Here is a 19,745-nt window from a genome sequence, read left to right as displayed (position 1 = left end):
GGATTTACGCCGCCGAAGAGCGCGGGTACTCCGCGTCGAAGAACTCCCACAGCTGGGCGCTGCAGGCGGCGACGACGTCGTCCCAGACCGCAGTCGCGCCGTCCTGTGCGCGATCAGACACCACGCGCAGCACGCGGATCGGCACGTGGAACTGCTGTGCGACCCAGACGAGCGCGAACGTCTCCATGTCGACCAGCACGCCGCCCAGGGAGCGGATTCGGGCGACAGCATCCGCATCGTCGACGAAGATGTCGCCGGTGGCGATCGTGACCCCGTCGCGCCCGGTCTCCACGCGCGGCGGCAGCGAGATGTGCTGCCCGACGACACCGTCCAGATCCTGCACATCGTGCTGAATGGCGGCGCCCACGTCGTAGATTCCCGACGCGACCGCATCGTCTACCGCGCCGGCCGTGCCGACGACGACGATCTCCTCGTACTGATTCGCATCGAGCGCGCGGGCCAACCCTACGCCGGCCATCAGCTTGCCCGGACCGGTGACGAGCCGGTCGAAACCAGGCAGTTCGGTGGGAAAAGCCTGGAGTTCGGAATCAAGGGCTGCGACGAGAAGTTTCACGCATCCATCCTGTCAGGTGGACACTGGTATTCCATGAGTCCGCCATTCGACGAGAGGATTGCGCCGTGAGCATGCAGCAGCAGATCGCCGGCGATCTGGGAGTGAAGCCCGAGGTCGACCCCGCCCGCGAGATCGAGACGAGGATCGACTTCCTCATCGACTACCTGCGCGCCTCCGGTGCCAAGGGTTTCGTGCTGGGGATCTCCGGCGGGCAGGACTCGACTCTCGCCGGCAGACTCGCACAGCTCGCTGCGGAGAAAGTGCGCGCAGACGGGGGAGAAGCGGCGTTCCTCGCGGTGCGGCTGCCGTACCGAGTGCAGCGCGATGCGGCGGATGCCGAAGCGGCGATCGATTTCATCGCAGCCGACCGCTCGGTCGAGGTGAACATCGAGCACGGAGTGGATGGCATCGAGACCGATATCGAGAACGTGTTCGACACTGATATCAGCGATTTCAACCGGGGCAACATCAAGGCCCGCATCCGCATGGTCACGCAGTACGCGCTCGCCGGACACGAGGGGATGCTGGTGATCGGCACCGACCACGCCGCCGAGGGCGTGACCGGTTTCTACACGAAGTTCGGCGACGGCGCAGCCGACGTGCTGCCGCTCGCCGGTCTCACCAAACGGCAGGGGCGGGCGCTGCTGCAGCACCTCGGAGCTCCTGACCAGCTCACGCTCAAGGTGCCGACCGCTGACCTGCTCGACGGCCAGCCGCTGCGTTCCGACGAAGACGAGCTCGGCCTGAGCTATGAGCAGATCGACGACTATCTCGAAGGTCACGAGGTGTCTGATGATGTGGCTGCGCGCATCGAGAGCAAGTACCTGGCGAGTCGGCACAAGCGGCACCTGCCCGTGACACCGGCCGATTCGTGGTGGCGGTGAGGGCGGTGTCGGCGTCGCTGGCGGTGCGCGCGTCGCGCGCGAGCGGCTGCAATGAGCGCGGGAGTGATGCTGCCAGCCTTCGACGAAGCCCCGCGCGATGACCGGATTTGAATCGGTGCACGCAAACTCGCATCTGAGGCAGCGCACATGGACGCGAGTGGCAGGGATCGTCCCCATTGCCGCCGTCGCGACGGTCGTCGCAGGCGGCGTCGCAGTGGGGCTGACGACGGGCATCGTGCGCACGATCGTTGTGGTCGTGGTGCTGGTGATCGGGACGGCTGGTGGTTTCCTCTGGGCGGCGCGGGGTGGGGCTGAGGCGATGCATCGCCGCGTCGCCGGAGCGCGCGCGGAGTGGGCGCAGACGCGACGGGATGCGACGTGGGAACCCGACGGCTTGGCGGACTCTCGGGATCTCTCCCTCGCCCTGCCGAGCGGATGGCGCGTCGAAGCCGCTCGTGGCAGGGTCCACTTCGATACGGACGGGGTGGCAGTGCACGCGGAGACCTGGGTGCTGCGGGCAGCGAATGGTTCTCGGCGGGCACCGCGGCGCCGCGAAGTCGTCAGAACCGCGGCGCGCACGGGAGACGCTCGCTGGTGGGTTCCGCTCGGGGCAGCGGCCGACTCGATGTTCGTCGTGCCGCGCTGGGCAGGTGAGCAAGCGGCGCCGGAGCCGAGCTGGATGCCCGCGGCTCGCGAGCGGGTCGCGCAGCACGACGACCTGCTCGCAGCCCTGACGATCGGAGACGATCGGGTCATCCTGCTCGCTCTCGACGACCCCCGGCCCGAGACGATGGTGGCACGCGCGAAGCTCGTCTGTGACGTGGCCGCCCTCATCCGCTGAGGACGCGACGGTGTCTCTGCGTTCACGTGCTGCGTACGGTCGCTTCGGCGTTGCGGATGCGACCATATCGGCCACGCGAACGCGCGCGGTGCGGCGCCCCGTGTGCGGATGCGGCGGGTGACGTCACGTCACGCCAGCGATGTCGCACCCCGCCGATAGTCTCGAAGGCAGTCCAGGTCGCAGGCAACGGAGAGGGGCATCGTGCGGGTCATCGCAGCAGAGAACCGAGTGGTGTGGAGTGCCAGTGATCTGAAGGCGGCCGCGGAGTGCGAGTTCGCCTGGATGCGGGCGATCGACGCCAAACTCGGCCGGGTGCCCGCCGTGGTCGAACCGGAAGACGCGACGCTCGCCCGCGCGGCGAAGCTCGGCGACGCGCACGAGGTCGCCGTGCTGGATCGATACCTCGCGGAACTCGGGGAGTCTGTGGACGGCGGCGCTGGTGTGGTCGCGCTGCCCAAGGTTCGCTCGACGGATGCTGAAGCGCTCGACGCTGTGGCTGCCGACACCGAGCGGGCGCTGCGCTCGGCGGCCTCCCTCGTTTTCCAAGCGGCGTTCGCAACTCCGGAGTTCGTCGGATTCGCCGACTTCATCGCGCGTGGAGAAGACGGCCACTGGCGGGTGCAGGACTCGAAGCTGGCGCGCACCGCGCGGGCGACTGCGCTTATGCAGCTGGCGGCATATGTCGACCAGCTCGATCGGCTGGGTATCCCGCGCTCCGACGAGGTCGACCTGCTGCTCGGTGACGGCACGACCAGCACGCACCGGGTCGACGACATCCTTCCCCTGTTCCATGTTCGTCGTGCGCGGCTGCGCGCACTGATCACCGACCGTGATCTCGGCAGTGGTGACGCCGGAGCGGCGCTCGCCTGGGGAGACGACCGTGGCCATCTGCAGATCACCGCCTGCGGTCGCTGCGCCACCTGCGAAGAAGAGGTGATCGCGCATCGCGACCTGCTGATGGTCGCTCGCATGCGGCCGGTCCAGCGGCAGCGGCTGCGCGCCGCCGGCATCCGCACCATCGACGATCTGGCAGCGGCATCCGATGCTCCCGACGGGATGAATGCCGACACCTTCACCGCGCTCCGCGCGCAGGCAAGGCTGCAGGCGGGTCTTGCACTAGACCCGCACGATGCCCCACCTTATGAGCTCGTCTCCGCGCGGGCGATCGGGCTGATGCCCCGACCCAGTCGTGGCGACATGTTCTTCGATTTCGAGGGCGATCCGCTGTACACCGAGACTGTTGCGTCACCCGGTGATAAGCCGCAGTGGGGCATCGACTACCTGTTCGGCTGGATCGACAACGACGAGCAGTACTCGGCACTGTGGGCGCACACCTTCGCCGACGAGAGGCAGGCCCTGCTCGACTTCCTCGAGTTCGTGAAGCTGCGTCGTCAGTCTCATCCTGACCTGCACATCTACCACTACGCGCCGTACGAGACCTCGCATCTCTCGGCGATGGCTGCGCGCTACGGCGTCGGTGAGGCAGATGTCGACCGGCTGCTGCGTGAGGGGGTGTTCGTCGATCTGTATCCGATCGTGCTGCGTTCCGTTCGCATCGGATCGCGCTCCTACTCGATCAAGAAGCTCGAGCCGCTCTACATGGGGGCCGAGGTGCGAACCAGTGACGTGCAGAAGGGCGACGACTCGATCGTGCAGTATGTGCAGGCTCGGGCGCTCGCAGATGCGGGGCAGGATGCCGAGGCGCAGCAGATCCTCGACGACCTCGCCGATTACAACCGCTATGACTGCGTCTCGACCCGGCGGCTGCGCGACTGGTTGATCGGACTGGCGAAGCAGGAGGGGGTGCTGCCCGCGCCGCCGGACGATCCCGAGACCCGTGCCTATGAGCCGTCGCCGCTGTCGCTCGCGCTGCAAGCCGAGGCGCTGCGTGCCCAGCAGGAAGGCCAGAGCGGCGAGACGTTCCGGGTGGCCGCGGCTGCGATCGACTACTACCCCCGCGAGGCGAAGAGCTTCTGGCAAGGGCACTTCCAGCGGCTGCGCGAACCCGTCTCGATCTGGGAATCCACGCGTGATGTCCTGCGCATCGATGCGGAATCAAGCACGATCGACGACGACTGGGGTATCGCCGAGGGGCAGCGCACGCAGACCCGGCTGCTGAGCCTGCGGGGCGAGGTTGCACCCGGCAGCACGATCGGCGTCGGCGGTCGCCCGTTCGCGCTTTACGCAGTGCCGACCCCCTTCGATGCTCCTGGCCCCTCGCGCGTGATGCACATGCCGCACGAGGTCGAGGTGGTCGAGGTGCTCGATGACGGATACGTCGTACGGGAGCGCACTGTGCAGGGTCAGATCTGGGACGATCTGCCGGTGGCTCTCGCGCCCGCAGCCCCGCCGCACGTCGCCACGCAGCAGGGCGCGATCGACGAATGGGCAGCATCCGTGCATCACGCAGCACCCGGTTTCCCCGCCGACGCGGCCACCGATACTCTCCGTCGCATCGCACCGCGCACCGTTTCAGGAGCCCCGCTGCCCGCGGCCGGCGATGACATGATCGCGACGATCGTGTGCGGCATCCTCGACCTCGATAACAGCTACCTGGCCGTGCAGGGTCCTCCCGGCACCGGAAAGACGTACACCGGTTCGCAGGTGATCGCGCGACTCGTGAACGAGCACGGGTACCGCGTGGGCGTCGTCGCGCAGTCGCACGCCATAGTCGAGAGTCTTCTGGAGCGGGTCGTCGCCGACGGGGTTCCGGCGGCGAAGGTCGCGAAGGCGCCGAAGGATCGGGATGCTGCACCGCCCGCGTACACGGTCATCCGCAAGGACGGAATGGCATCGTTCCTCGCCGAGCACACTCAGGGAGGTGCCGTCGTCGGCGGTACCGCCTGGGACTTCAGCAACACCCGCCGGGTCGACAGGCGAGGCCTCGATCTGCTGGTGATCGACGAAGCGGGCCAGTTCTCACTCGCCTCGACGATCGCCGTCGCCGCCGGAGCGAAGCGACTGCTGCTGCTCGGCGACCCGCAGCAGCTTCCGCAGGTGAGTCAGGGTACGCATCCCGAGCCGGTCGACACCTCTGCGCTCGGGTGGGTGATGGATGGGTCCTCGGTCATCGATCCCGCTCACGGCTACTTCCTCGCCGAGTCGTGGCGCATGCATCCGGCGGTCGCCGCGCCCGTCTCCCGGCTGGCGTACGAGGCACGGTTGGCATCCGCTGCGGGCACCGAGCGACGTGTGGTCGATGGCATCGAACCGGGCCTGCACATCGTGCCCGTCCGACACCGCGGCAACGCGACCCAGTCGCCTGAGGAAGCTGCCGAGGTGGTCGGCATCGTGCGCGACCTGATCGGCCGCGGCTACGTCGATGGAATGGCGGATGCTGCATCGCGCCCCCTTGAGCAGTCGGATGTGATCGTGGTCGCCCCGTACAACGCGCAGAAGCAGCTCATCCACGACGAGCTCTCGGCTGCCGGATTCGGCGACGTGCCTGTCGGTACGGTCGACAATTTCCAGGGCAAGGAGGCGGTCGTCTCGATCACCTCGCTGGCTGCATCCAGCGGCAGGGACGCTCCGCGCGGACCGGAATTCCTGCTGCTGCAGAACCGCCTGAACGTGGCGATCTCGCGCGCGAAGAGCGTGGCGTATCTGGTGCATTCACCGGCGCTGCTCGACGACCTGCCCTGGACTCCCGAGGGCGTCGCACGACTCAGCGCCTTCGCTCACCTCGTCGGCGCCGACCGCGACTGAGGGAGACGCCGATATGCACGGCGTGGCAGAGATCATGCAGGCATCGGCCGCGTGGGTGTGGTTTCCCCGCGGAGGTGAAGAAGAGGTGACCGATGTGCGGCTCGTCCGATATCCGGCACGGCTCGGCGGCGGTGTTCGGATTTCGCAGGTGAAGTCGGCGCGGGATGCCGCGGCCGTGCTCGACGATGCGATCAAACGCACTCGTGCCTGGGGTGAGAAAGAGATCACTTTCTGGACGAATTCGGCGGACGAACCCGATCTCGAACCTGAGCTGATCCGCCGTGGCGCCGTGCACGTCGATACGGTGGCCGTGTTCGCCCGGCCAGTCGAAGGATTGCCGATCGAGGTGCCGAGGAACATCACTGCCGAGCTCGTGCACACGATCGAACAGGTGCGCGAAGTCGACACGGTGAACGTGCCGGTCTGGGACCAGCAGCCGCTCAACGATGAGGGAATGCAGGAAGAGCTCGCAGAGGTGACCACGGCACTCGCCTCCGGGGAGGGCGCTCGGGTGCTCGCGCGCCTCGACGGGGTGCCCGTCAGCACGGGCGGCTGCACGATCGTCGACGGCTTCGTGCGGCTTTGGGGAGCGGCCACTCTGCCCGAGGCCCGCGGGCGCGGCGCGTACCGCGCGGTGCTCGCCGAGAGGCTCGTGATCGGCGCAGCAATGGGTGCCACCACAGCCCTGGTGAAGGGGCGACACGCGACATCCGCGCCGATCCTCGCTCGCGCCGGCTTTCAGCACTTCGGCGACGAGCGCGGTTACGCCCTCGCCGTATCCTGACGCACAACAGCCCAAGGTGGTCGGCCCGCCTCCGCCCGTGACCCTCTCGAGGGCCCGCCCAAGAGCATCCGCGCCACTTTTTCGCACCCGCTACATCGATCGATGGCGCGGATGCGAAAAACTGTGGCGGATGTGGTGAGCGTCTACGCTACGCGGCCCGGGCACAGCCGAGCGCAGCGCTCGATGAATCAGACCGTGCCGTACAGGCGATCGCCGGCGTCGCCGAGCCCGGGCACGATGTAGCCCTTCTCGTCAAGACGCTCGTCGAGTGCACCGAGCACGAGCGTGACATCCTGATCGCCGACGAGCTTGCGGATGGCCTCGACGCCTTCGGGCGTGCCGAGCAGGCAGATCGCGGTGACGTCTTTCGCGCCCCGGTCGAACAGGAACTGGATCGCCGCACCGAGAGAGCCGCCAGTGGCGAGCATCGGATCGATGGCGAAGCACTGCCGATCACTGAGGTCGTCGGGCAGGCGCTCGGCATAGGTCGTCGGCTCGAACGTCTCGTCGTCGCGGACCATGCCGAGGAATCCGACCTCTGCGGTGGGGAGCAGCTTGACGAGGCCCTCCAGCATCCCGAGTCCTGCACGCAGGATGGGAACGACGATCGGTCGCGGCTCCGAGATCTTCACGCCCATCGTGTTCGTGACCGGTGTCGTCACCTCCACGGGGGTGACCCGCACATTCCGCGTCGCCTCATAGGCGAGCAGAGTCACCAGCTCTTCGGTGAGCTGCCGGAACACCGGAGACGAAGTTCTCTCGTCCCGCAGCACCGTGAGCTTGTGAGTGATGAGCGGGTGATCGGCCACATGAACGCGCATGGATACAGGTTACTGGCCCGCGACCTTCGCGTGCGCGCGGGCTTCGCGACGGGCGCGCCATGAGGCGTTGGTCTTCTTGGCATTGAGAGTGGTCAGAACGCCCACCAGGAGCGCCGGGAGCGAGACGACCAGGATGATGTAAAGGGCAGGGTTTTCCATATCTGCAACGGTACGGAGATGCTCGGTCGTCCACCTCCGCCGCAGGGGTGAGATTTCAGCATCCTCCGAGAGGCGGATGCTGAAGACTAGGCTCGATCGACGGAGGATCCCATGACCGCAGCCGATGACCACGCGATGAAGCGCGCGCTCGCGCTCGCAGCAGAAGCGGGTGCGGCGGGCGACGTTCCTGTCGGCGCGGTCGTCATGGACGCCGTCGGAGGCATCATCGGCGAGGGCCACAACCTGCGCGAGCAGAATCACGATCCCACCGGCCACGCCGAGATCATCGCTCTGCGCACGGCGGCAGCGAACGTCGGTTCCTGGAATCTGGAGAACCACACGCTCGTCGTCACACTCGAGCCCTGCGTCATGTGCGCAGGAGCCATCCTGCAGGCGCGCATCGGCCGCGTGGTCTTCGGCGCCTGGGACGAGAAAGCCGGGGCCGCGGGTTCGATGTACGACCTGCTGCGCGACCGGAGACTGCCCTACCGTGCCGAAGTCATCGGCGGCGTCGAAGCGGATGCTGCCACAGCCCTGCTCCGCGGCTTTTTCGAAGCCCGCCGCTGACCCCGCCTCAGCGCACCGCTATCGCAGCATCCGCTAGTCGCGCGACGAGTGTCAGGTACCCCTGCGCGCGCTCGTCGTAATATCCCGGATGTTTGCTGCCGTGCTCGTCGATCGATGTCTGCGACGCGTGTCCGTCGACCGGGATGCCGATCACGATGCCACCATCGACACCCGGTGCTTCGCCGCCGTCGCAGTCGTATCCGATGACGCCGCGGATGTCGCGCGGATCCACCGGGTGCGCGCCGAGCCGGCCGAGTGGCGCGATGCTGTCGTTCGCCCCCTCGGTCGCGTAGAGCGTGAGCCTGCCCTGAGCGATGGCATCGGCGAGCGCCGTGCTGGCTGCGTGCGTGACCCCGGCCGAGGCGATCGAGAACGCGATTCGCACATGCTCGGCGATGTTCAGCGCGAACAGTTCACCCAGCAGCGTCGACGAGTACGAGTAGGTCACGAGAGCGATCTGCGCGTGCGGATTGCGCAACGCCACCCGATCGATATCGATGGCGAGCTGAGCGGCACCCACCGTGGCGTGCTTGGTGGCCAGAGCTGACGTGTGCGTGCCGGAATCCCAGCCGAACCACACGATCGTGGCGATGCGTCGTGGCTCGCCGCGCGCCACACAGCTGCGGATCACATCTGCGCAGACGCGTTGACCGGCATCCGCCCAACCCGGCAGAACGTCGAGTCTCGTGTCGATCCCGTGCATCAGATACACGACGAGGTCGGCGGCGTCGACGTCGCCGAAAGAGATCACGGCATACGGCTCGTCGTTGATCAGCGAGAACGACTGCAACGTCGCCTGATCATCGCCGTCGAGTACATTCTGCACAGCCCGAAGCTTGTGCCGCAGCTCGACAGGCAGGTCGGTTCGCGCCAGCGCCGCGCGGAACTCATCGGTCACCGCGGCGTCAGTCCGAGGACTTGAAGACGAACGCGTCTGTTGGCGGCTCCGGGTCGAGGGAGGGTCGGTAGACGTCCGGCTCCAGATAGATGACGCGTGCGGCTGGCACGGCATCCCGAATCCGCTTCTCGATCTCGTCGATATCGGATGCTGCCTCGCGCACCGATTTGTCTGCCTTCAGTGCGATCTTCGCCGCGACCATCAGCTCATCCGGACCGAGGTACAGCGTCTTCATGTGGATGAGCCTCTGCACGTCGGGCCCGCCGGAGATCGCCTCGACGATCAAGTCGTGGTCAGCGCGGCCCGCGCCTTCGCCGACGAGCAGGCTCTTGGTCTCGATGCCGAGGATGACCGCGATCACGATCAGCAGGATGCCGATCATCAGCGTGCCGAGCGCATCGAACAGCGGGTTTCCGGTGATGAGTGTGAGTCCGACCCCGAACAGCGCGAAGGTCAGGCCGACGAGGGCGCCCGTGTCCTCCAGCAGCACGACGGGCAACTCGGGTGCCTTGGAGCGGCGGATGAACGACACCCACGACTGGCCCTTCTTGCGCACCTCGTTGCTCTCCTTGACCGCGGTGCGCAGCGAGAACGACTCCAGTCCGATCGCGATCACCAGCACGACCAGCGGCAGCCACCACCAGGCCGGATCCAGTTCATGCGGATCCGCGATCTTCTGCACGCCCTCGTAGATCGCGAACAGGCCACCGACCGAGAACAGGATGATCGATACGACGAATGCCGAGACGTAGCGCTCACGGCCGTAGCCGAACGGATGCTCGCGATCAGCCTCCTTCTTGGCCTTGCGTCCGCCGAGCAGGAGGAGCAGCTGGTTGCCCGAGTCGGCGACCGAGTGGATGGCCTCAGCAAGCATCGAGGCGGAACCCGACAGCGCCCACGCCACGAACTTGGCGAGGGCAATGCCCATATTCGCCAGGAATGCCGCGATGATCGCCTTATTGCCGCCGGATGCGCTCATAGCCCGAGTCTACGGTGCACCCTGCTCGAGGGCAGGGGCCCGACAATCGGCGTGCCGCGACTCGTAGAATTGCCCCATGGTCGACTCGCTTCCTTCTCTCGCGTTCCTCGGTGCCGGCTCGATGGGCGGTGCGATCCTGCACGGCGTCGTCGCGTCCGGTGTTCCAGTAGAAGGCGGCATCGTCGCCACGAATCGCTCCCGAGAGAAGGCGGATGCTCTGGCATCCCTCGACGGCGTCACGAGCGTCGCGCTGGAGGAGAATCCGGCAGGGAACACGGATGCCGCAGCATCCGCCCGCATCCTCCTCGTCGGCGTGAAGCCGGCGATGGTGCCCGACCTGCTGCGTGAGATCGCGCCGTCGCTGCGCGATGATGCGATCGTCGTGAGCCTGGCGGCCGGCGTCACTCTCGACACCTTCGCAGCAGGCCTCGGCGAAGGCGTTCGCGTGATCCGCTCGATGCCGAACACTCCGGCCACCGTCGGACGCGCCGTCACGGGGCTTGCGGCCGGGGCAGCGGCGGATGCCGACGATATGGCGCTCGTGCGCGCGCTGTTCGAGACCGTCGGCGCGGTGATCGAGGTGCCGGAATCGCAGATCGATCCGCTCTCGACGGTTTCCGGATCGGGCCCCGCCTACGTCTTCCTGCTCATCGAAGAGCTCGCGAAAGCGGCGCAGGGCATGGGCTTCTCGGATGCGGATGCGCGCCTCATGGCCGAGCAGACATTCATCGGCGCGGCCGCCCTGCTGGAAGCATCCGGCGAGGAGCCCGCGGAACTCCGCCGCCGCGTCACGAGCCCGAAGGGAACGACTGAGCGCGCCGTCGCCGTCATGCAGGAAGCCGGACTCGATGAGATGTTCGCCCGCGCCACGGCAGCGGCACTCGCCCGCGCGAACGAGCTCGCGACGGGCAGCTGAGCGCGCCCGACACCCGCTGCGCGCGCCCGACGCCCGCTGCGCGCTCCCGACGCCCGCTGTGCGCTCCCGACGCCCGCTGAGAACAGGCGATTCGCCCAGATCAGGCTGATTCTGGTGAAAACAGCCTGATCTCGCGTGATCGCCTGTTCTCGCCAACGGGAGCGGGCCGAGGCGAGATGCGGATGCTGTCAGGCCGACGCGATGTGCGCGACGAGCGCGGTGCAGAACTCTTCGGGGCGCTCCAGGTGCGGCGAGTGGCCGACGCCTTCCCAGCTCAACTCGGTGACCCGCCCGCCGCCGGCGGCGTAGGCGTCGAGCACGTCTCGTGTCTGCGACACCATCTCCTGTGCCGGGGCGACGTCTGCGCCGGGCCAGCCGGGGATGACCCCGAGTGCGCCGAGGTGATTCAGATCGAAGAAGGAGGCGTCCGACACGATGGCATCCGCGGTGCCGCGCACCCACAGCACCGGCGGTTTCACCGCGAGATCGACGATTCCGGATGCATTGAAATACCCCGGCGCCATGGTGTTGAGCACGCCGCGCACACCGGCCCCAAAACCGGGCCAGTTCTCGCTCGCGATGCCGTCTCCCGGGTAGTTGCCCACTGCTGTCGACGTGGTGAGCATCGACGCCACCCACAGGTCTTCGTGCGGCGTCTGGAAACCCTCCGAGACGTAACTCGATCGGAACACGTTGCGCGGTGAGGTCGGCGCCTCGTCGCTGTGATCCTTGTTCTGCAGCCGCTCGACGAAATCAGGATTGGCGCCGCCGCCACCGCATCCGGCGTCGTCATCGGTGAGGCGGGATCCATCGCGACGCGTGCCGCCGAAGCCGTAAGGCGACACCGGCGCCTGAAGGGTCAGGCTCTGCACGGCGTAGTCGAGTGCGTACTGCATGACGACGCCGCCGCCCATCGACCAGCCGACCAGGTGCGCCGACGGCACGCCGAGCTCGGCCAGTACGTCGGCGATGTCGTCGCTGAAGTCGCGCAGTCCACGGGTCGCATCCACCGGCACGGATTCGCTGCCGCCGAAACCGCGCAGATCTACCGCGATGACCCGCAGATCGGCGGGGAGCAGCAGCATGATCTCCTGCCAGAACAGGGCAGATGAGACGTTGCCGTGCACGAGCACGACCGTCTTCTGGGCCGGAGCGGATGCGTCGTCACCGTCCCTCTCGAGCACGTTCGCGGCGACGCGCGATGTACTGATCACACGTGCGCTGATGCCATCGAAAAGGGTCTTCTCTGGGGTGCTCATCGCGGCTCCTTCGTTCCGCCGCGGCGGCCGTGCCGCGTGCTGAGCACGACTCTAGTCCTCACCCGTTCCGAATGTGAATCGGCTTTCAGGTTGGCGTCAGGGCGGGCTAGCGATCCAGGTCTGAGAACCGCTCGATGTCACTGCTGGTGCCTGAGACGATGATGAGGTCGTGGTTGGTGACGACTGTGTTGGCCTCGGCGTAGCGGAACGGCTTGCCTGGGCTCTTCACGCCGACGACGGTGACCTTGTACTTCGTGCGCACACCCGATTCGTTCAGTCCGATGCCGCGGATGAACTTCGGCGGATACATCTTCGCCAGCACGAAGTCGTCGTCGAAGCGGATGAAGTCCAGCATCCGACCGCTGACCAGGTGCGCGACGCGCTCACCGGCTTCGCGCTCGGGGTAGATGACGTGGTTCGCGCCGACGCGAGCGAGGATCTTGCCGTGCGACTGCGAGACCGCCTTCGCCCAGATCTGCGGCACTTTCAGGTCGACGAGGTTGGCGGTGATCAGCACGGATGCCTCGATGAGGGACCCGACGGCGACGACGGCGACTTGGAAGTCCTGCGCGCCGATCTGGCGCAGCGCGTCGATGTTGCGCGCGTCGGCCTGCACGGTGTGCGTGACCCGCTCCGACCACTTCTGCACGAGTTCGAGGCTGCCGTCGATCGCGAGCACCTCGCGGTCGAGGCGGTCGAGTTCTCCGGCGCAGGCGGCGCCGAAGCGACCGAGTCCGATCACGAGCACCGGGGCGTCTCCCCGCACCATCTCAACCAACGATCGGCCTTTCCACTGGCAGCGAGTAGAGCTGCGAACGTGATGTCGCGGCGACTGCCGCGGCGAGAGTCACTGTACCAACGCGCCCCATGAAGATCGTGGCGGCGAGCACGTACGAGGCCGAATCCGGGAGCGTCTCCGTCAGGCCTGAAGAGAGCCCGACGGTGCCGAACGCGGAGATGACGTCGAAGAGAACATCGATGATCGGGGCCTTCGTGATCTGGGCGATCGCCACCGTCGACAGCGCCACGATGGTCGCGCCCCAGGCGACGACGCTGAGCGCCACGCGCTGCACGTCGCTCGGGATGCGGCGCCCGAACGCCTCGACGGACTGCCGACCGCGCGCCTCGGACCAGACGGCGATGGACAGCACCGCGAGGGTGGTCACTTTGATGCCGCCGGCGGTGGATGCTGATCCGCCGCCGACGAACATCAGCATGCACACGGCGAGCATCGACGACCCGTTCAGATCCGACATGTCGATGACGTTGAAACCGCCGGACCGTGTCATCGCCGATAAGAAGAATGCCTGCAGAGTCGTGTCCCCGGCATCCATCGAACCGAAGGTGGCCGGGTTGTCGTACTCCAGGATGAGGAACACCGCGGCGCCGAGCACGAAGAGCAGGGTCGTGGTGATGAGGGTGAGTTTGGAGTGCAGAGACCAGCGCTTCACGTGCCAGACGTGCTTGGCGAGGGTGTAGATCACGGGGAAGCCGATGCTGCCCAGGAAGACGCCGATCATCAGCAGAGTCAGCACGAGGTAGTCATCGGCGAAGATGGCGACGCCGCCGGCGTTCGGCGCGAAGCCCGTGTTCGTGAAGGCCATGGCGGCGAAGTACGGCGCTTCCCACAGGGCTGAGATCGGATTCACTCCGGCCATCACCAGAGCGGGATACAGCAGTACCGCGAGGGTGCCTTCGATGATGAGCGCCGAGAGTGCGACTGTCGTCAGCAGCTGGCCGACCTCGCCCAGGCGCACGGTCTGGCTCTCGTTGACGACACCGCCGTGAGCGCGCAGCGGGTTGGTGTCGCCGGCAGCCAGCAGTTTGGCGCGAAGGCCCAGACGCTTGGAGATGACCATGCCCAGCAGAGATGCCAGGGTGAGCACGCCCAGTCCACCGATGTTCACGCCGACGAACACGACGACGTGACCGAAGGGCGACCAGTGCGAACTCATGTCGACCGTGGTGAGACCGGTGACGCAGATCGTCGAGACCGCGGTGAACAGCGCGTCGCTGAGCGGAGTGACCGTGCCGTCTGCCGACGCGATCGGCAACGACAGCAGCCCGGTGAACAGCAGGATCAGCGCGGCGAAGATGACGATCGCGAACCGCGACGGCGACGAGGTGACGATGTGCCTGATCCCTCGGGCAGTTCCTCGAAAGCGATGCTGCGTGAAGGATGCCGACATCATGCCCGACATCGATCCCCCTTCTGCTGCATGTTCTTACTCGCGCGACGCTCTTCGTCAAGCCCTCGTCATGGTACTCCGTGCTCGCGCCGACTACCCTGATGGCATGACCGACATCTTCGACGTGATCGCTGACGGCACGAGGCGCGACATCCTCCGGCTGCTGCTGAGCCAGTCGTCGCAGAGTGATGGGGGCACGAGCGTGACCGAGATCGTCGGTGAGCTCGGGATCAGTCAGCCCACGGTGTCGAAGCATCTGAAGGTGCTCCGCGATGCGGAGCTTGTCACCGTGCGCGAAGACGGTCAGCGGCGTTTTTACAGTCTGGCGGTCGAGCCGCTGGAGCAGATCGACGATTGGCTCGTGCCGTTCCTCGTCGACGCCTATGGCGACCAGGCGCCCGACATCGAGTACCCGGTTGGGCCGCTGCCCGGCAGTGCCGCGCACGCTGCCGAAGTGGTCGGCCGTGCGGCAGCATCCGCGAAATATGCCGTCGCCTCGGCGTTCAAGCGCCGCGGCGTCTGACTCGTTCACAGCAATAACATCCGCCCCATCGGTTTACAGGCGTCGCACCTACCCCATATGCTGTGCATCAGCAGAAAGGGGTACGGGGGATGCCCGACGTTCAAGATGTTCGATTCCTGACGGTGGCCGAGGTCGCCGAGCTGATGCGCGTGTCCAAGATGACCGTGTATCGGCTGGTTCACGCTGGCGAGTTGCCCGCGATTCGCTTCGGCCGCAGCTACCGCGTGCCGGAGTCGGCGGTGGCCGATGCGATGAACAAGCCAATAGCCGACGTAGGATGATCACAGCGCTCGGTCGGGTTGGGGCTCGACCGTTTGCTAGAATCGTTCGAGGCATTTTCCGTGCCCGTACCCGGGTGTCCGCCTTTGTGGCATCCAACCCCTGACTTAGTGAGGTTTCCGTGGGTTCAGTCATCAAGAAGCGCCGCAAGCGCATGGCGAAGAAGAAGCACCGCAAATTGCTTCGTAAGACTCGCCACCAGCGCCGCAACAAGAAGTAAGCGGCACGACACCAAGCGCCTATCTTCGGATGGGCGCTTCGTGTCTGTGGAGCCCGGAAAGAAAACGGATCGCCAGAGGATGCCATGAAGACCATCACCGTTGAAGAGCTCGCCGGCCGCACAGGCGTGCCCCTGATCGATGTGCGCGAGCGCGATGAGTACGCCGCGGGCCACGTTCCGGGTGCTGTGAACCTGCCGCTCTCCGAATTGGGCGATCGCCTGGCCGAGCTTCCCGCTGAGGCCTTCGATGTGATCTGTCAGGCTGGCGGACGCTCCGGACGTGCGGTCGAAGCGCTTTCGATGCGCGGCCACGATGCGACGAATGTCGAGGGCGGCACGGGCGAGTGGATCGCTCAAGGACGCCCCGTCGTGCAGCCGTGACCACAGTCACCATCATCGGCAAGCCCGACTGTCATCTGTGCGATGTCGCGGCGGAGATCGTGAATGCGGTCGTTGCCGAGCTGCCGGATGCTGCCGCCGAGCGGCTGGAGATCGTCGAGCGCTCGATCGCCGACGATCCGGCGCTCTACGAACTGTGGTGGGAGAAGATCCCCGTCATCCTGATCGATGGCGAACTGCACGCGCACTGGCGCGTCTCTTCCGACCGATTGCGCGATGCGCTCGAGGAGGCAATGAAATGATCCGTCACGTCGTGAGCTGGAAGCTCGCCGAAGAGGATGCTGCCGTGCGCGGCGAACAGGCTGCGGAGGTCTCGCGCCGGCTGAACGCGCTGCTCGGGGTCATTCCTGAGTTACGCGCAGTGACGGCCGGCGCCAATATCGTGCATCCGGACGTCAACTGGGACGTCACGCTCGTCGCTGATGTCGACACGCTCGACGATCTCGAGGCCTACCAGGTGCATCCGGCGCACCAGGAAGTCGGGGCGTACATCCGGTCCGTCGTCGCATCGCGCGTGGCGGTCGACTTCGAGGTCTGAGCGCCCCTATTGCGAAGCGGCTGTCCTGCTTCGCAATACAAATGTGATCACGCAGGCTTCGCTGACGGTGGGCGATGGCGGTGGCTGCATGTCAAGATGAGATATACCCGTACCTGGGCAACAAGCCCCTGTCACAAAGGAGTGGCCATGAACCGCCGTCCCCTGCTCATCGGCGCCGCTATCGCGGCTGCCTCCATGCTCGCTCTCACCGGCTGCGCCAGCGGAGACACCTCTCCCGGCAATGACGGCGACAAAACGCCGGCCGGCGCCGACTACGGTCTCGTCACCGACGGCACGCTGACGGTCTGCTCGGAGGTGCCGTACGTGCCTTTCGAGATGGAGGGCGGCGACAACGGCAGCGGGTACACCGGATTCGACATCGATCTGACCTACGCGATCGCGCAGAAGCTCGGTCTGGAGCTCAGCGTGCAGGATGTCAGCTTCGACGGACTGCAGTCGGGCACCACTCTGATCGCGGGCACCTGTGACATGGGTGCCTCGGCGATGACCATCACTGACGAGCGCAAGGCGAACATCGACTTCTCCGACCCGTACTACGACTCGCTGCAGTCGCTGCTGACCAGCACCGATTCGGGTATCAAGAGCATCGACGACCTCGCCGGCAAGAACCTCGGTGTGCAGCAGGGTACGACGGGCGAGAGCTACGCCAAGGAGAACGCCAAGGACGCGACGCTCGTGCAGTACCCCGGCGATGCTGAGCTGTGGCCCGCGCTGCAGGCAGGACAGATCGACGCCATCCTGCAGGACCAGCCGGTCAACATCGAGCACGAGAAGGCCGACTCCGACTACAAGATCGTCGAGGAGTACAACACGGAAGAGTCTTACGGGTTCGCTTTCGCCAAGGGCGAGAAGGATGAACTGCGCGACGCCGTGAACAAGGCGCTCAAGGAGCTGCGCGACAGCGGAGACTACGACACCATCTACGACACCTATTTCGCGGCCAAGTAAGCGCCGCGGGCAGATAGGAGGTCCGCTCAGATGGCATTGAGGCGGAGGACTAAAACCAAGCTCTACCGGTATTCGATGTACGGGATCTTCCTCGTGCTGGTTGTGCTGATCGCAATATTCACGGACTGGGCCAGACTCGGAAAACAGTTCTTCGATCTTGAAGTCGCGGCGAAGCTGTTTCCCGACATCATCATCGTTGCGCTGCGCAACACGATCCTGTTCACGCTGATCGCCTTCACCGGCGGCATCCTGCTCGGCATCGTCTTCGCCCTGCTGAAGCTGTCGGTCATCGCGCCGTTCCGCTGGTTCGCCACCGCGTGGATCGAACTGTTCCGCGGCTTGCCCGCGCTGCTGACGATCTTCGCGATGGCATTCATCCTGCCTATCGCGTTCGGCATCAAGCCGCCGGGCGGCCCGGTCGGCGCAGGGCTGATCGGTCTCATCCTGGTCGCGTCCGCCTACATGGCGGAGGTGATCCGCTCGGGCATCCAGGCGGTGCCCAAGGGACAGACCGAGGCATCGCGATCGCTGGGCATGTCACCGATGAAGACCATGTTCTTCATCGTTCTGCCGCAGGGGTTCCGCATCATCATTCCGCCGCTGACGAATGAGTTCGTCCTGCTGCTGAAGGACACCTCGCTGCTGTTCATTGCGGGAACCTTCATCTGGTCGAAGGAGCTCACCAGCTTCGCGCGCGATGCGAACACGATGTACGCGAACGCGACGCCGCTGATCATGGCGGCCATTATGTATCTGATCGTGACGATCCCGCTCACGCGGTTCACCGCGTGGCTGGAGCGACGGATGGCGAGGGAACGATGAGCACGGATCTGATCGATATTCACGCCCCTGCGATCGATATGCAGGGACTCGTGAAGAGCTTCGGCGACAACGAAGTTCTCAAGGGAATCGACCTCACGGTGCTCGCGGGCGAAGTGGTCTGCGTCATCGGGCCGTCGGGCTCGGGCAAGTCGACGCTGCTGCGCTCGGTGAACCTGCTGGAGGAGCCCACGGCCGGCCACATCCTCATCGAAGGCATCGACGTCACCGATGAGGACACCGACATCGACCGGGTGCGCCAGCGCATCGGCATGGTGTTCCAGAGCTTCAACCTGTTTCCGCACATGACAGTGCTCGGCAACCTCACGGTTGCGCAGCGACGTGTGAAGAAGCGTTCGAAGGAAGAGGCGGAGCAGGTCGCTTACGAGATGCTCGAGCGGGTCGGCCTGTCGGAGAAGGCGGATGCGTATCCCAGCCACCTCTCGGGTGGGCAGCAGCAGCGCGTCGCCATTGCGCGCGCGCTGTGCATGAACCCCGACATGATGCTCTTCGACGAGCCGACGTCGGCGCTCGACCCCGAACTGGTCGGTGAGGTGCTGCAGGTGATGCGCTCGCTGGCTGAAGAAGGCATGACCATGCTGGTCGTCACGCACGAGATGGGTTTCGCCCGTGAGGTCGGCTCGCGCCTGATCTTCATGGACGGTGGTGTCATCGTCGAGCAGGGCGAACCGCACGAGGTGCTCGGAAATCCGCAGCACCAGCGCACACAGGATTTCCTCTCCCGCGTGCTCTGATCGTTCGGCGCCGCCGACACCCCGTGTAAGCATCGAGACCCCGTGCTGCAGACGACTGCAGCACGGGGTCTCGGCGTTAAACCGGGGTGTCAGCCTTCGACTTCGGCAACCCCTGCCGAGGACGGGCGCACGGGGTACTTGAAGCCGAGGTGCGAGCCGGCGAACCCCAGTCGTTCGTAGAAGCGGTGCGCCTCGACGCGGGCGGCATCCGAGGTGAGCTGCACGAGATCGGCGCCGAGTCGGGATGCTGCCTCATCGGTCACCCAGCGCATCATGGCCGAGCCGATCCCGGCCGAGCGAAGATCGCTGCGCACCCGCACAGCCTCGACGAGCAATCGCCAGGATCCGCGACGAGCCATACCTGGAATGAGGGTGAGCTGGAATGTGCCGACGACGGCATCCGCTCTCTCGGCCACGAGCAGATCGTTCGACGGGTCGCCGAGAATCTGCCTGAGCGCCGCCGCGTACCGCGCATGGTCATCGGGAGCGGCGATATCCCCGCGGGATGCACTGATCGGGTCATCTGCCAGCAGCGCGATGAGCCCCTCCACATCCGCGGCTGTCGCGCGTCGAAGGATGACTGGTCCGTCAGCCTCGGAATCCGCGCGCGAGGGGAGAACCTGGGGGAGAACAAGGGCATCGAGCATGCGCCCAGTCTGGCATTCTA

Annotated in this window: 24 protein-coding genes; 15 read left to right on the top strand and 9 right to left on the bottom strand. The window is 66.1% G+C overall.

Annotation, left to right across the window (positions count from 1 at the left end; translation table 11 throughout):
* Positions 1–4: 4 nt before the first annotated feature.
* A complete protein-coding gene (locus FM104_RS11980; protein ID WP_087132474.1) occupies positions 5–574 on the bottom strand; it encodes a phosphorylase family protein in 570 nt (189 codons plus the stop codon).
* 71 nt (positions 575–645) lie between these two features.
* Here FM104_RS11980 and nadE point away from each other — a divergent pair, with 71 nt between their 5' ends.
* From nadE to FM104_RS11960, 4 genes are all read left to right on the top strand, one after another.
* Complete coding sequence (gene nadE / locus FM104_RS11975) at positions 646–1,458, top strand: ammonia-dependent NAD(+) synthetase (protein ID WP_306298521.1); 813 nt, start codon at positions 646–648, stop codon at positions 1,456–1,458.
* A 157-nt stretch (positions 1,459–1,615) separates the two neighbouring features.
* Entirely contained in the window at positions 1,616–2,299 is a 684-nt protein-coding gene (locus FM104_RS11970) for a hypothetical protein (protein WP_143738367.1), read from the top strand.
* Between the two features lie 201 nt (positions 2,300–2,500).
* A complete protein-coding gene (locus FM104_RS11965) occupies positions 2,501–6,004 on the top strand; it encodes a TM0106 family RecB-like putative nuclease (protein ID WP_256971638.1) in 3,504 nt (1,167 codons plus the stop codon).
* A 13-nt stretch (positions 6,005–6,017) separates the two neighbouring features.
* Positions 6,018–6,788 (top strand): GNAT family N-acetyltransferase, encoded by a 771-nt coding sequence (locus FM104_RS11960; protein WP_087132471.1) that lies wholly within the window; start codon positions 6,018–6,020, stop codon positions 6,786–6,788.
* 188 nt (positions 6,789–6,976) lie between these two features.
* Here the strand turns inward: FM104_RS11960 and upp are convergent, their stop codons facing one another.
* Positions 6,977–7,609, bottom strand: a complete 633-nt coding sequence (upp, locus tag FM104_RS11955; protein WP_087132470.1) for a uracil phosphoribosyltransferase — start codon at positions 7,607–7,609, stop codon at positions 6,977–6,979.
* 9 nt (positions 7,610–7,618) lie between these two features.
* The gene (locus tag FM104_RS16535; RefSeq protein ID WP_179206778.1) at positions 7,619–7,768 is read right to left on the bottom strand and encodes a hypothetical protein; all 150 of its coding nucleotides are present in this window, start codon (positions 7,766–7,768) and stop codon (positions 7,619–7,621) included.
* 111 nt (positions 7,769–7,879) lie between these two features.
* On the opposite strand from FM104_RS16535, the gene tadA reads away from it, so the two are divergent.
* Positions 7,880–8,335: a tRNA adenosine(34) deaminase TadA gene (gene tadA, locus FM104_RS11950; protein WP_087132469.1), complete on the top strand. Its 456-nt coding sequence runs from the start codon at positions 7,880–7,882 to the stop codon at positions 8,333–8,335.
* A 7-nt stretch (positions 8,336–8,342) separates the two neighbouring features.
* Here the strand turns inward: tadA and FM104_RS11945 are convergent, their stop codons facing one another.
* A complete protein-coding gene (locus FM104_RS11945) occupies positions 8,343–9,233 on the bottom strand; it encodes an alpha/beta hydrolase (protein WP_179206777.1) in 891 nt (296 codons plus the stop codon).
* Positions 9,234–9,240: 7 nt separating this feature from the next.
* Positions 9,241–10,212: a cation diffusion facilitator family transporter gene (locus FM104_RS11940; RefSeq protein ID WP_087132467.1), complete on the bottom strand. Its 972-nt coding sequence runs from the start codon at positions 10,210–10,212 to the stop codon at positions 9,241–9,243.
* 76 nt (positions 10,213–10,288) lie between these two features.
* On the opposite strand from FM104_RS11940, the gene proC reads away from it, so the two are divergent.
* Entirely contained in the window at positions 10,289–11,128 is an 840-nt protein-coding gene (gene proC, locus FM104_RS11935) for a pyrroline-5-carboxylate reductase (RefSeq protein ID WP_087132466.1), read from the top strand.
* Between the two features lie 188 nt (positions 11,129–11,316).
* Here proC and FM104_RS11930 read toward each other — a convergent pair whose 3' ends face one another.
* The 3 genes from FM104_RS11930 to FM104_RS11920 form a co-directional block, all read right to left on the bottom strand.
* Entirely contained in the window at positions 11,317–12,387 is a 1,071-nt protein-coding gene (locus tag FM104_RS11930; RefSeq protein ID WP_087132465.1) for an alpha/beta hydrolase, read from the bottom strand.
* 106 nt (positions 12,388–12,493) lie between these two features.
* Positions 12,494–13,156: a potassium channel family protein gene (locus FM104_RS11925; RefSeq protein WP_373407851.1), complete on the bottom strand. Its 663-nt coding sequence runs from the start codon at positions 13,154–13,156 to the stop codon at positions 12,494–12,496.
* 1 nt (position 13,157) lies between these two features.
* Positions 13,158–14,576, bottom strand: a complete 1,419-nt coding sequence (locus tag FM104_RS11920; protein ID WP_373407850.1) for a TrkH family potassium uptake protein — start codon at positions 14,574–14,576, stop codon at positions 13,158–13,160.
* Positions 14,577–14,682: 106 nt separating this feature from the next.
* On the opposite strand from FM104_RS11920, the gene FM104_RS11915 reads away from it, so the two are divergent.
* The 9 genes from FM104_RS11915 to FM104_RS11875 all read left to right on the top strand — a co-directional run bounded on the left by FM104_RS11915 (position 14,683) and on the right by FM104_RS11875 (position 19,078).
* Entirely contained in the window at positions 14,683–15,099 is a 417-nt protein-coding gene (locus FM104_RS11915) for an ArsR/SmtB family transcription factor (protein ID WP_087132514.1), read from the top strand.
* 89 nt (positions 15,100–15,188) lie between these two features.
* Positions 15,189–15,380 (top strand): helix-turn-helix domain-containing protein, encoded by a 192-nt coding sequence (locus tag FM104_RS11910; protein WP_087132462.1) that lies wholly within the window; start codon positions 15,189–15,191, stop codon positions 15,378–15,380.
* A gap of 119 nt (positions 15,381–15,499) precedes the next feature.
* Entirely contained in the window at positions 15,500–15,598 is a 99-nt protein-coding gene (locus tag FM104_RS11905) for a 30S ribosomal protein bS22 (protein WP_003792170.1), read from the top strand.
* Positions 15,599–15,682: 84 nt separating this feature from the next.
* Positions 15,683–15,979: a rhodanese-like domain-containing protein gene (locus tag FM104_RS11900; protein WP_087132461.1), complete on the top strand. Its 297-nt coding sequence runs from the start codon at positions 15,683–15,685 to the stop codon at positions 15,977–15,979.
* Complete coding sequence (locus FM104_RS11895) at positions 15,976–16,239, top strand: glutaredoxin family protein (RefSeq protein ID WP_087132460.1); 264 nt, start codon at positions 15,976–15,978, stop codon at positions 16,237–16,239. The genes FM104_RS11900 and FM104_RS11895 overlap by 4 nt, the downstream gene beginning before the upstream one ends.
* Entirely contained in the window at positions 16,236–16,535 is a 300-nt protein-coding gene (locus tag FM104_RS11890) for a Dabb family protein (protein ID WP_087132459.1), read from the top strand. The genes FM104_RS11895 and FM104_RS11890 overlap by 4 nt, the downstream gene beginning before the upstream one ends.
* Positions 16,536–16,682: 147 nt before the next feature.
* Positions 16,683–17,504 (top strand): ABC transporter substrate-binding protein, encoded by an 822-nt coding sequence (locus FM104_RS11885; RefSeq protein WP_087132458.1) that lies wholly within the window; start codon positions 16,683–16,685, stop codon positions 17,502–17,504.
* Between the two features lie 30 nt (positions 17,505–17,534).
* On the top strand, positions 17,535–18,326 hold the full coding sequence (locus FM104_RS11880; RefSeq protein ID WP_087132457.1) for an amino acid ABC transporter permease: 792 nt from the start codon (positions 17,535–17,537) through the stop codon (positions 18,324–18,326).
* Positions 18,323–19,078 (top strand): amino acid ABC transporter ATP-binding protein, encoded by a 756-nt coding sequence (locus FM104_RS11875; RefSeq protein WP_087132456.1) that lies wholly within the window; start codon positions 18,323–18,325, stop codon positions 19,076–19,078. Before FM104_RS11880 ends, FM104_RS11875 begins: the two co-directional genes overlap by 4 nt.
* An 89-nt stretch (positions 19,079–19,167) precedes the next feature.
* Here FM104_RS11875 and FM104_RS11870 read toward each other — a convergent pair whose 3' ends face one another.
* Complete coding sequence (locus FM104_RS11870) at positions 19,168–19,725, bottom strand: GNAT family N-acetyltransferase (RefSeq protein WP_087132455.1); 558 nt, start codon at positions 19,723–19,725, stop codon at positions 19,168–19,170.
* Between the last annotated feature and the right edge of the window lie 20 nt (positions 19,726–19,745).

Source organism: Microbacterium esteraromaticum, assembly GCF_900163815.1.
GTDB classification, from domain to species: Bacteria; Actinomycetota; Actinomycetes; order Actinomycetales; family Microbacteriaceae; genus Microbacterium; species Microbacterium esteraromaticum_B.
This window is presented reverse-complemented; position numbering and strand designations above follow the sequence as displayed.

What these genes read in the sequence shown, in the direction of transcription:
- nadE (WP_306298521.1), top strand. Translation starts at nt 646, where the DNA reads ATGCAGCAGCAGATCGCCGGCGATCTGGGAGTGAAGCCCGAGGTCGAC.
- FM104_RS11960 (WP_087132471.1), top strand. Translation starts at nt 6,018, where the DNA reads ATGCACGGCGTGGCAGAGATCATGCAGGCATCGGCCGCGTGGGTGTGG.
- upp (WP_087132470.1), bottom strand. Translation starts at nt 7,609, where the DNA reads ATGCGCGTTCATGTGGCCGATCACCCGCTCATCACTCACAAGCTCACG.
- FM104_RS16535 (WP_179206778.1), bottom strand. Translation starts at nt 7,768, where the DNA reads ATGGAAAACCCTGCCCTTTACATCATCCTGGTCGTCTCGCTCCCGGCG.
- tadA (WP_087132469.1), top strand. Translation starts at nt 7,880, where the DNA reads ATGACCGCAGCCGATGACCACGCGATGAAGCGCGCGCTCGCGCTCGCA.
- FM104_RS11940 (WP_087132467.1), bottom strand. Translation starts at nt 10,212, where the DNA reads ATGAGCGCATCCGGCGGCAATAAGGCGATCATCGCGGCATTCCTGGCG.
- proC (WP_087132466.1), top strand. Translation starts at nt 10,289, where the DNA reads ATGGTCGACTCGCTTCCTTCTCTCGCGTTCCTCGGTGCCGGCTCGATG.
- FM104_RS11930 (WP_087132465.1), bottom strand. Translation starts at nt 12,387, where the DNA reads ATGAGCACCCCAGAGAAGACCCTTTTCGATGGCATCAGCGCACGTGTG.
- FM104_RS11925 (WP_373407851.1), bottom strand. Translation starts at nt 13,156, where the DNA reads ATGGTGCGGGGAGACGCCCCGGTGCTCGTGATCGGACTCGGTCGCTTC.
- FM104_RS11920 (WP_373407850.1), bottom strand. Translation starts at nt 14,576, where the DNA reads ATGTCGGCATCCTTCACGCAGCATCGCTTTCGAGGAACTGCCCGAGGG.
- FM104_RS11915 (WP_087132514.1), top strand. Translation starts at nt 14,683, where the DNA reads ATGACCGACATCTTCGACGTGATCGCTGACGGCACGAGGCGCGACATC.
- FM104_RS11910 (WP_087132462.1), top strand. Translation starts at nt 15,189, where the DNA reads ATGCCCGACGTTCAAGATGTTCGATTCCTGACGGTGGCCGAGGTCGCC.
- FM104_RS11900 (WP_087132461.1), top strand. Translation starts at nt 15,683, where the DNA reads ATGAAGACCATCACCGTTGAAGAGCTCGCCGGCCGCACAGGCGTGCCC.
- FM104_RS11890 (WP_087132459.1), top strand. Translation starts at nt 16,236, where the DNA reads ATGATCCGTCACGTCGTGAGCTGGAAGCTCGCCGAAGAGGATGCTGCC.
- FM104_RS11885 (WP_087132458.1), top strand. Translation starts at nt 16,683, where the DNA reads ATGAACCGCCGTCCCCTGCTCATCGGCGCCGCTATCGCGGCTGCCTCC.
- FM104_RS11880 (WP_087132457.1), top strand. Translation starts at nt 17,535, where the DNA reads ATGGCATTGAGGCGGAGGACTAAAACCAAGCTCTACCGGTATTCGATG.
- FM104_RS11875 (WP_087132456.1), top strand. Translation starts at nt 18,323, where the DNA reads ATGAGCACGGATCTGATCGATATTCACGCCCCTGCGATCGATATGCAG.
- FM104_RS11870 (WP_087132455.1), bottom strand. Translation starts at nt 19,725, where the DNA reads ATGCTCGATGCCCTTGTTCTCCCCCAGGTTCTCCCCTCGCGCGCGGAT.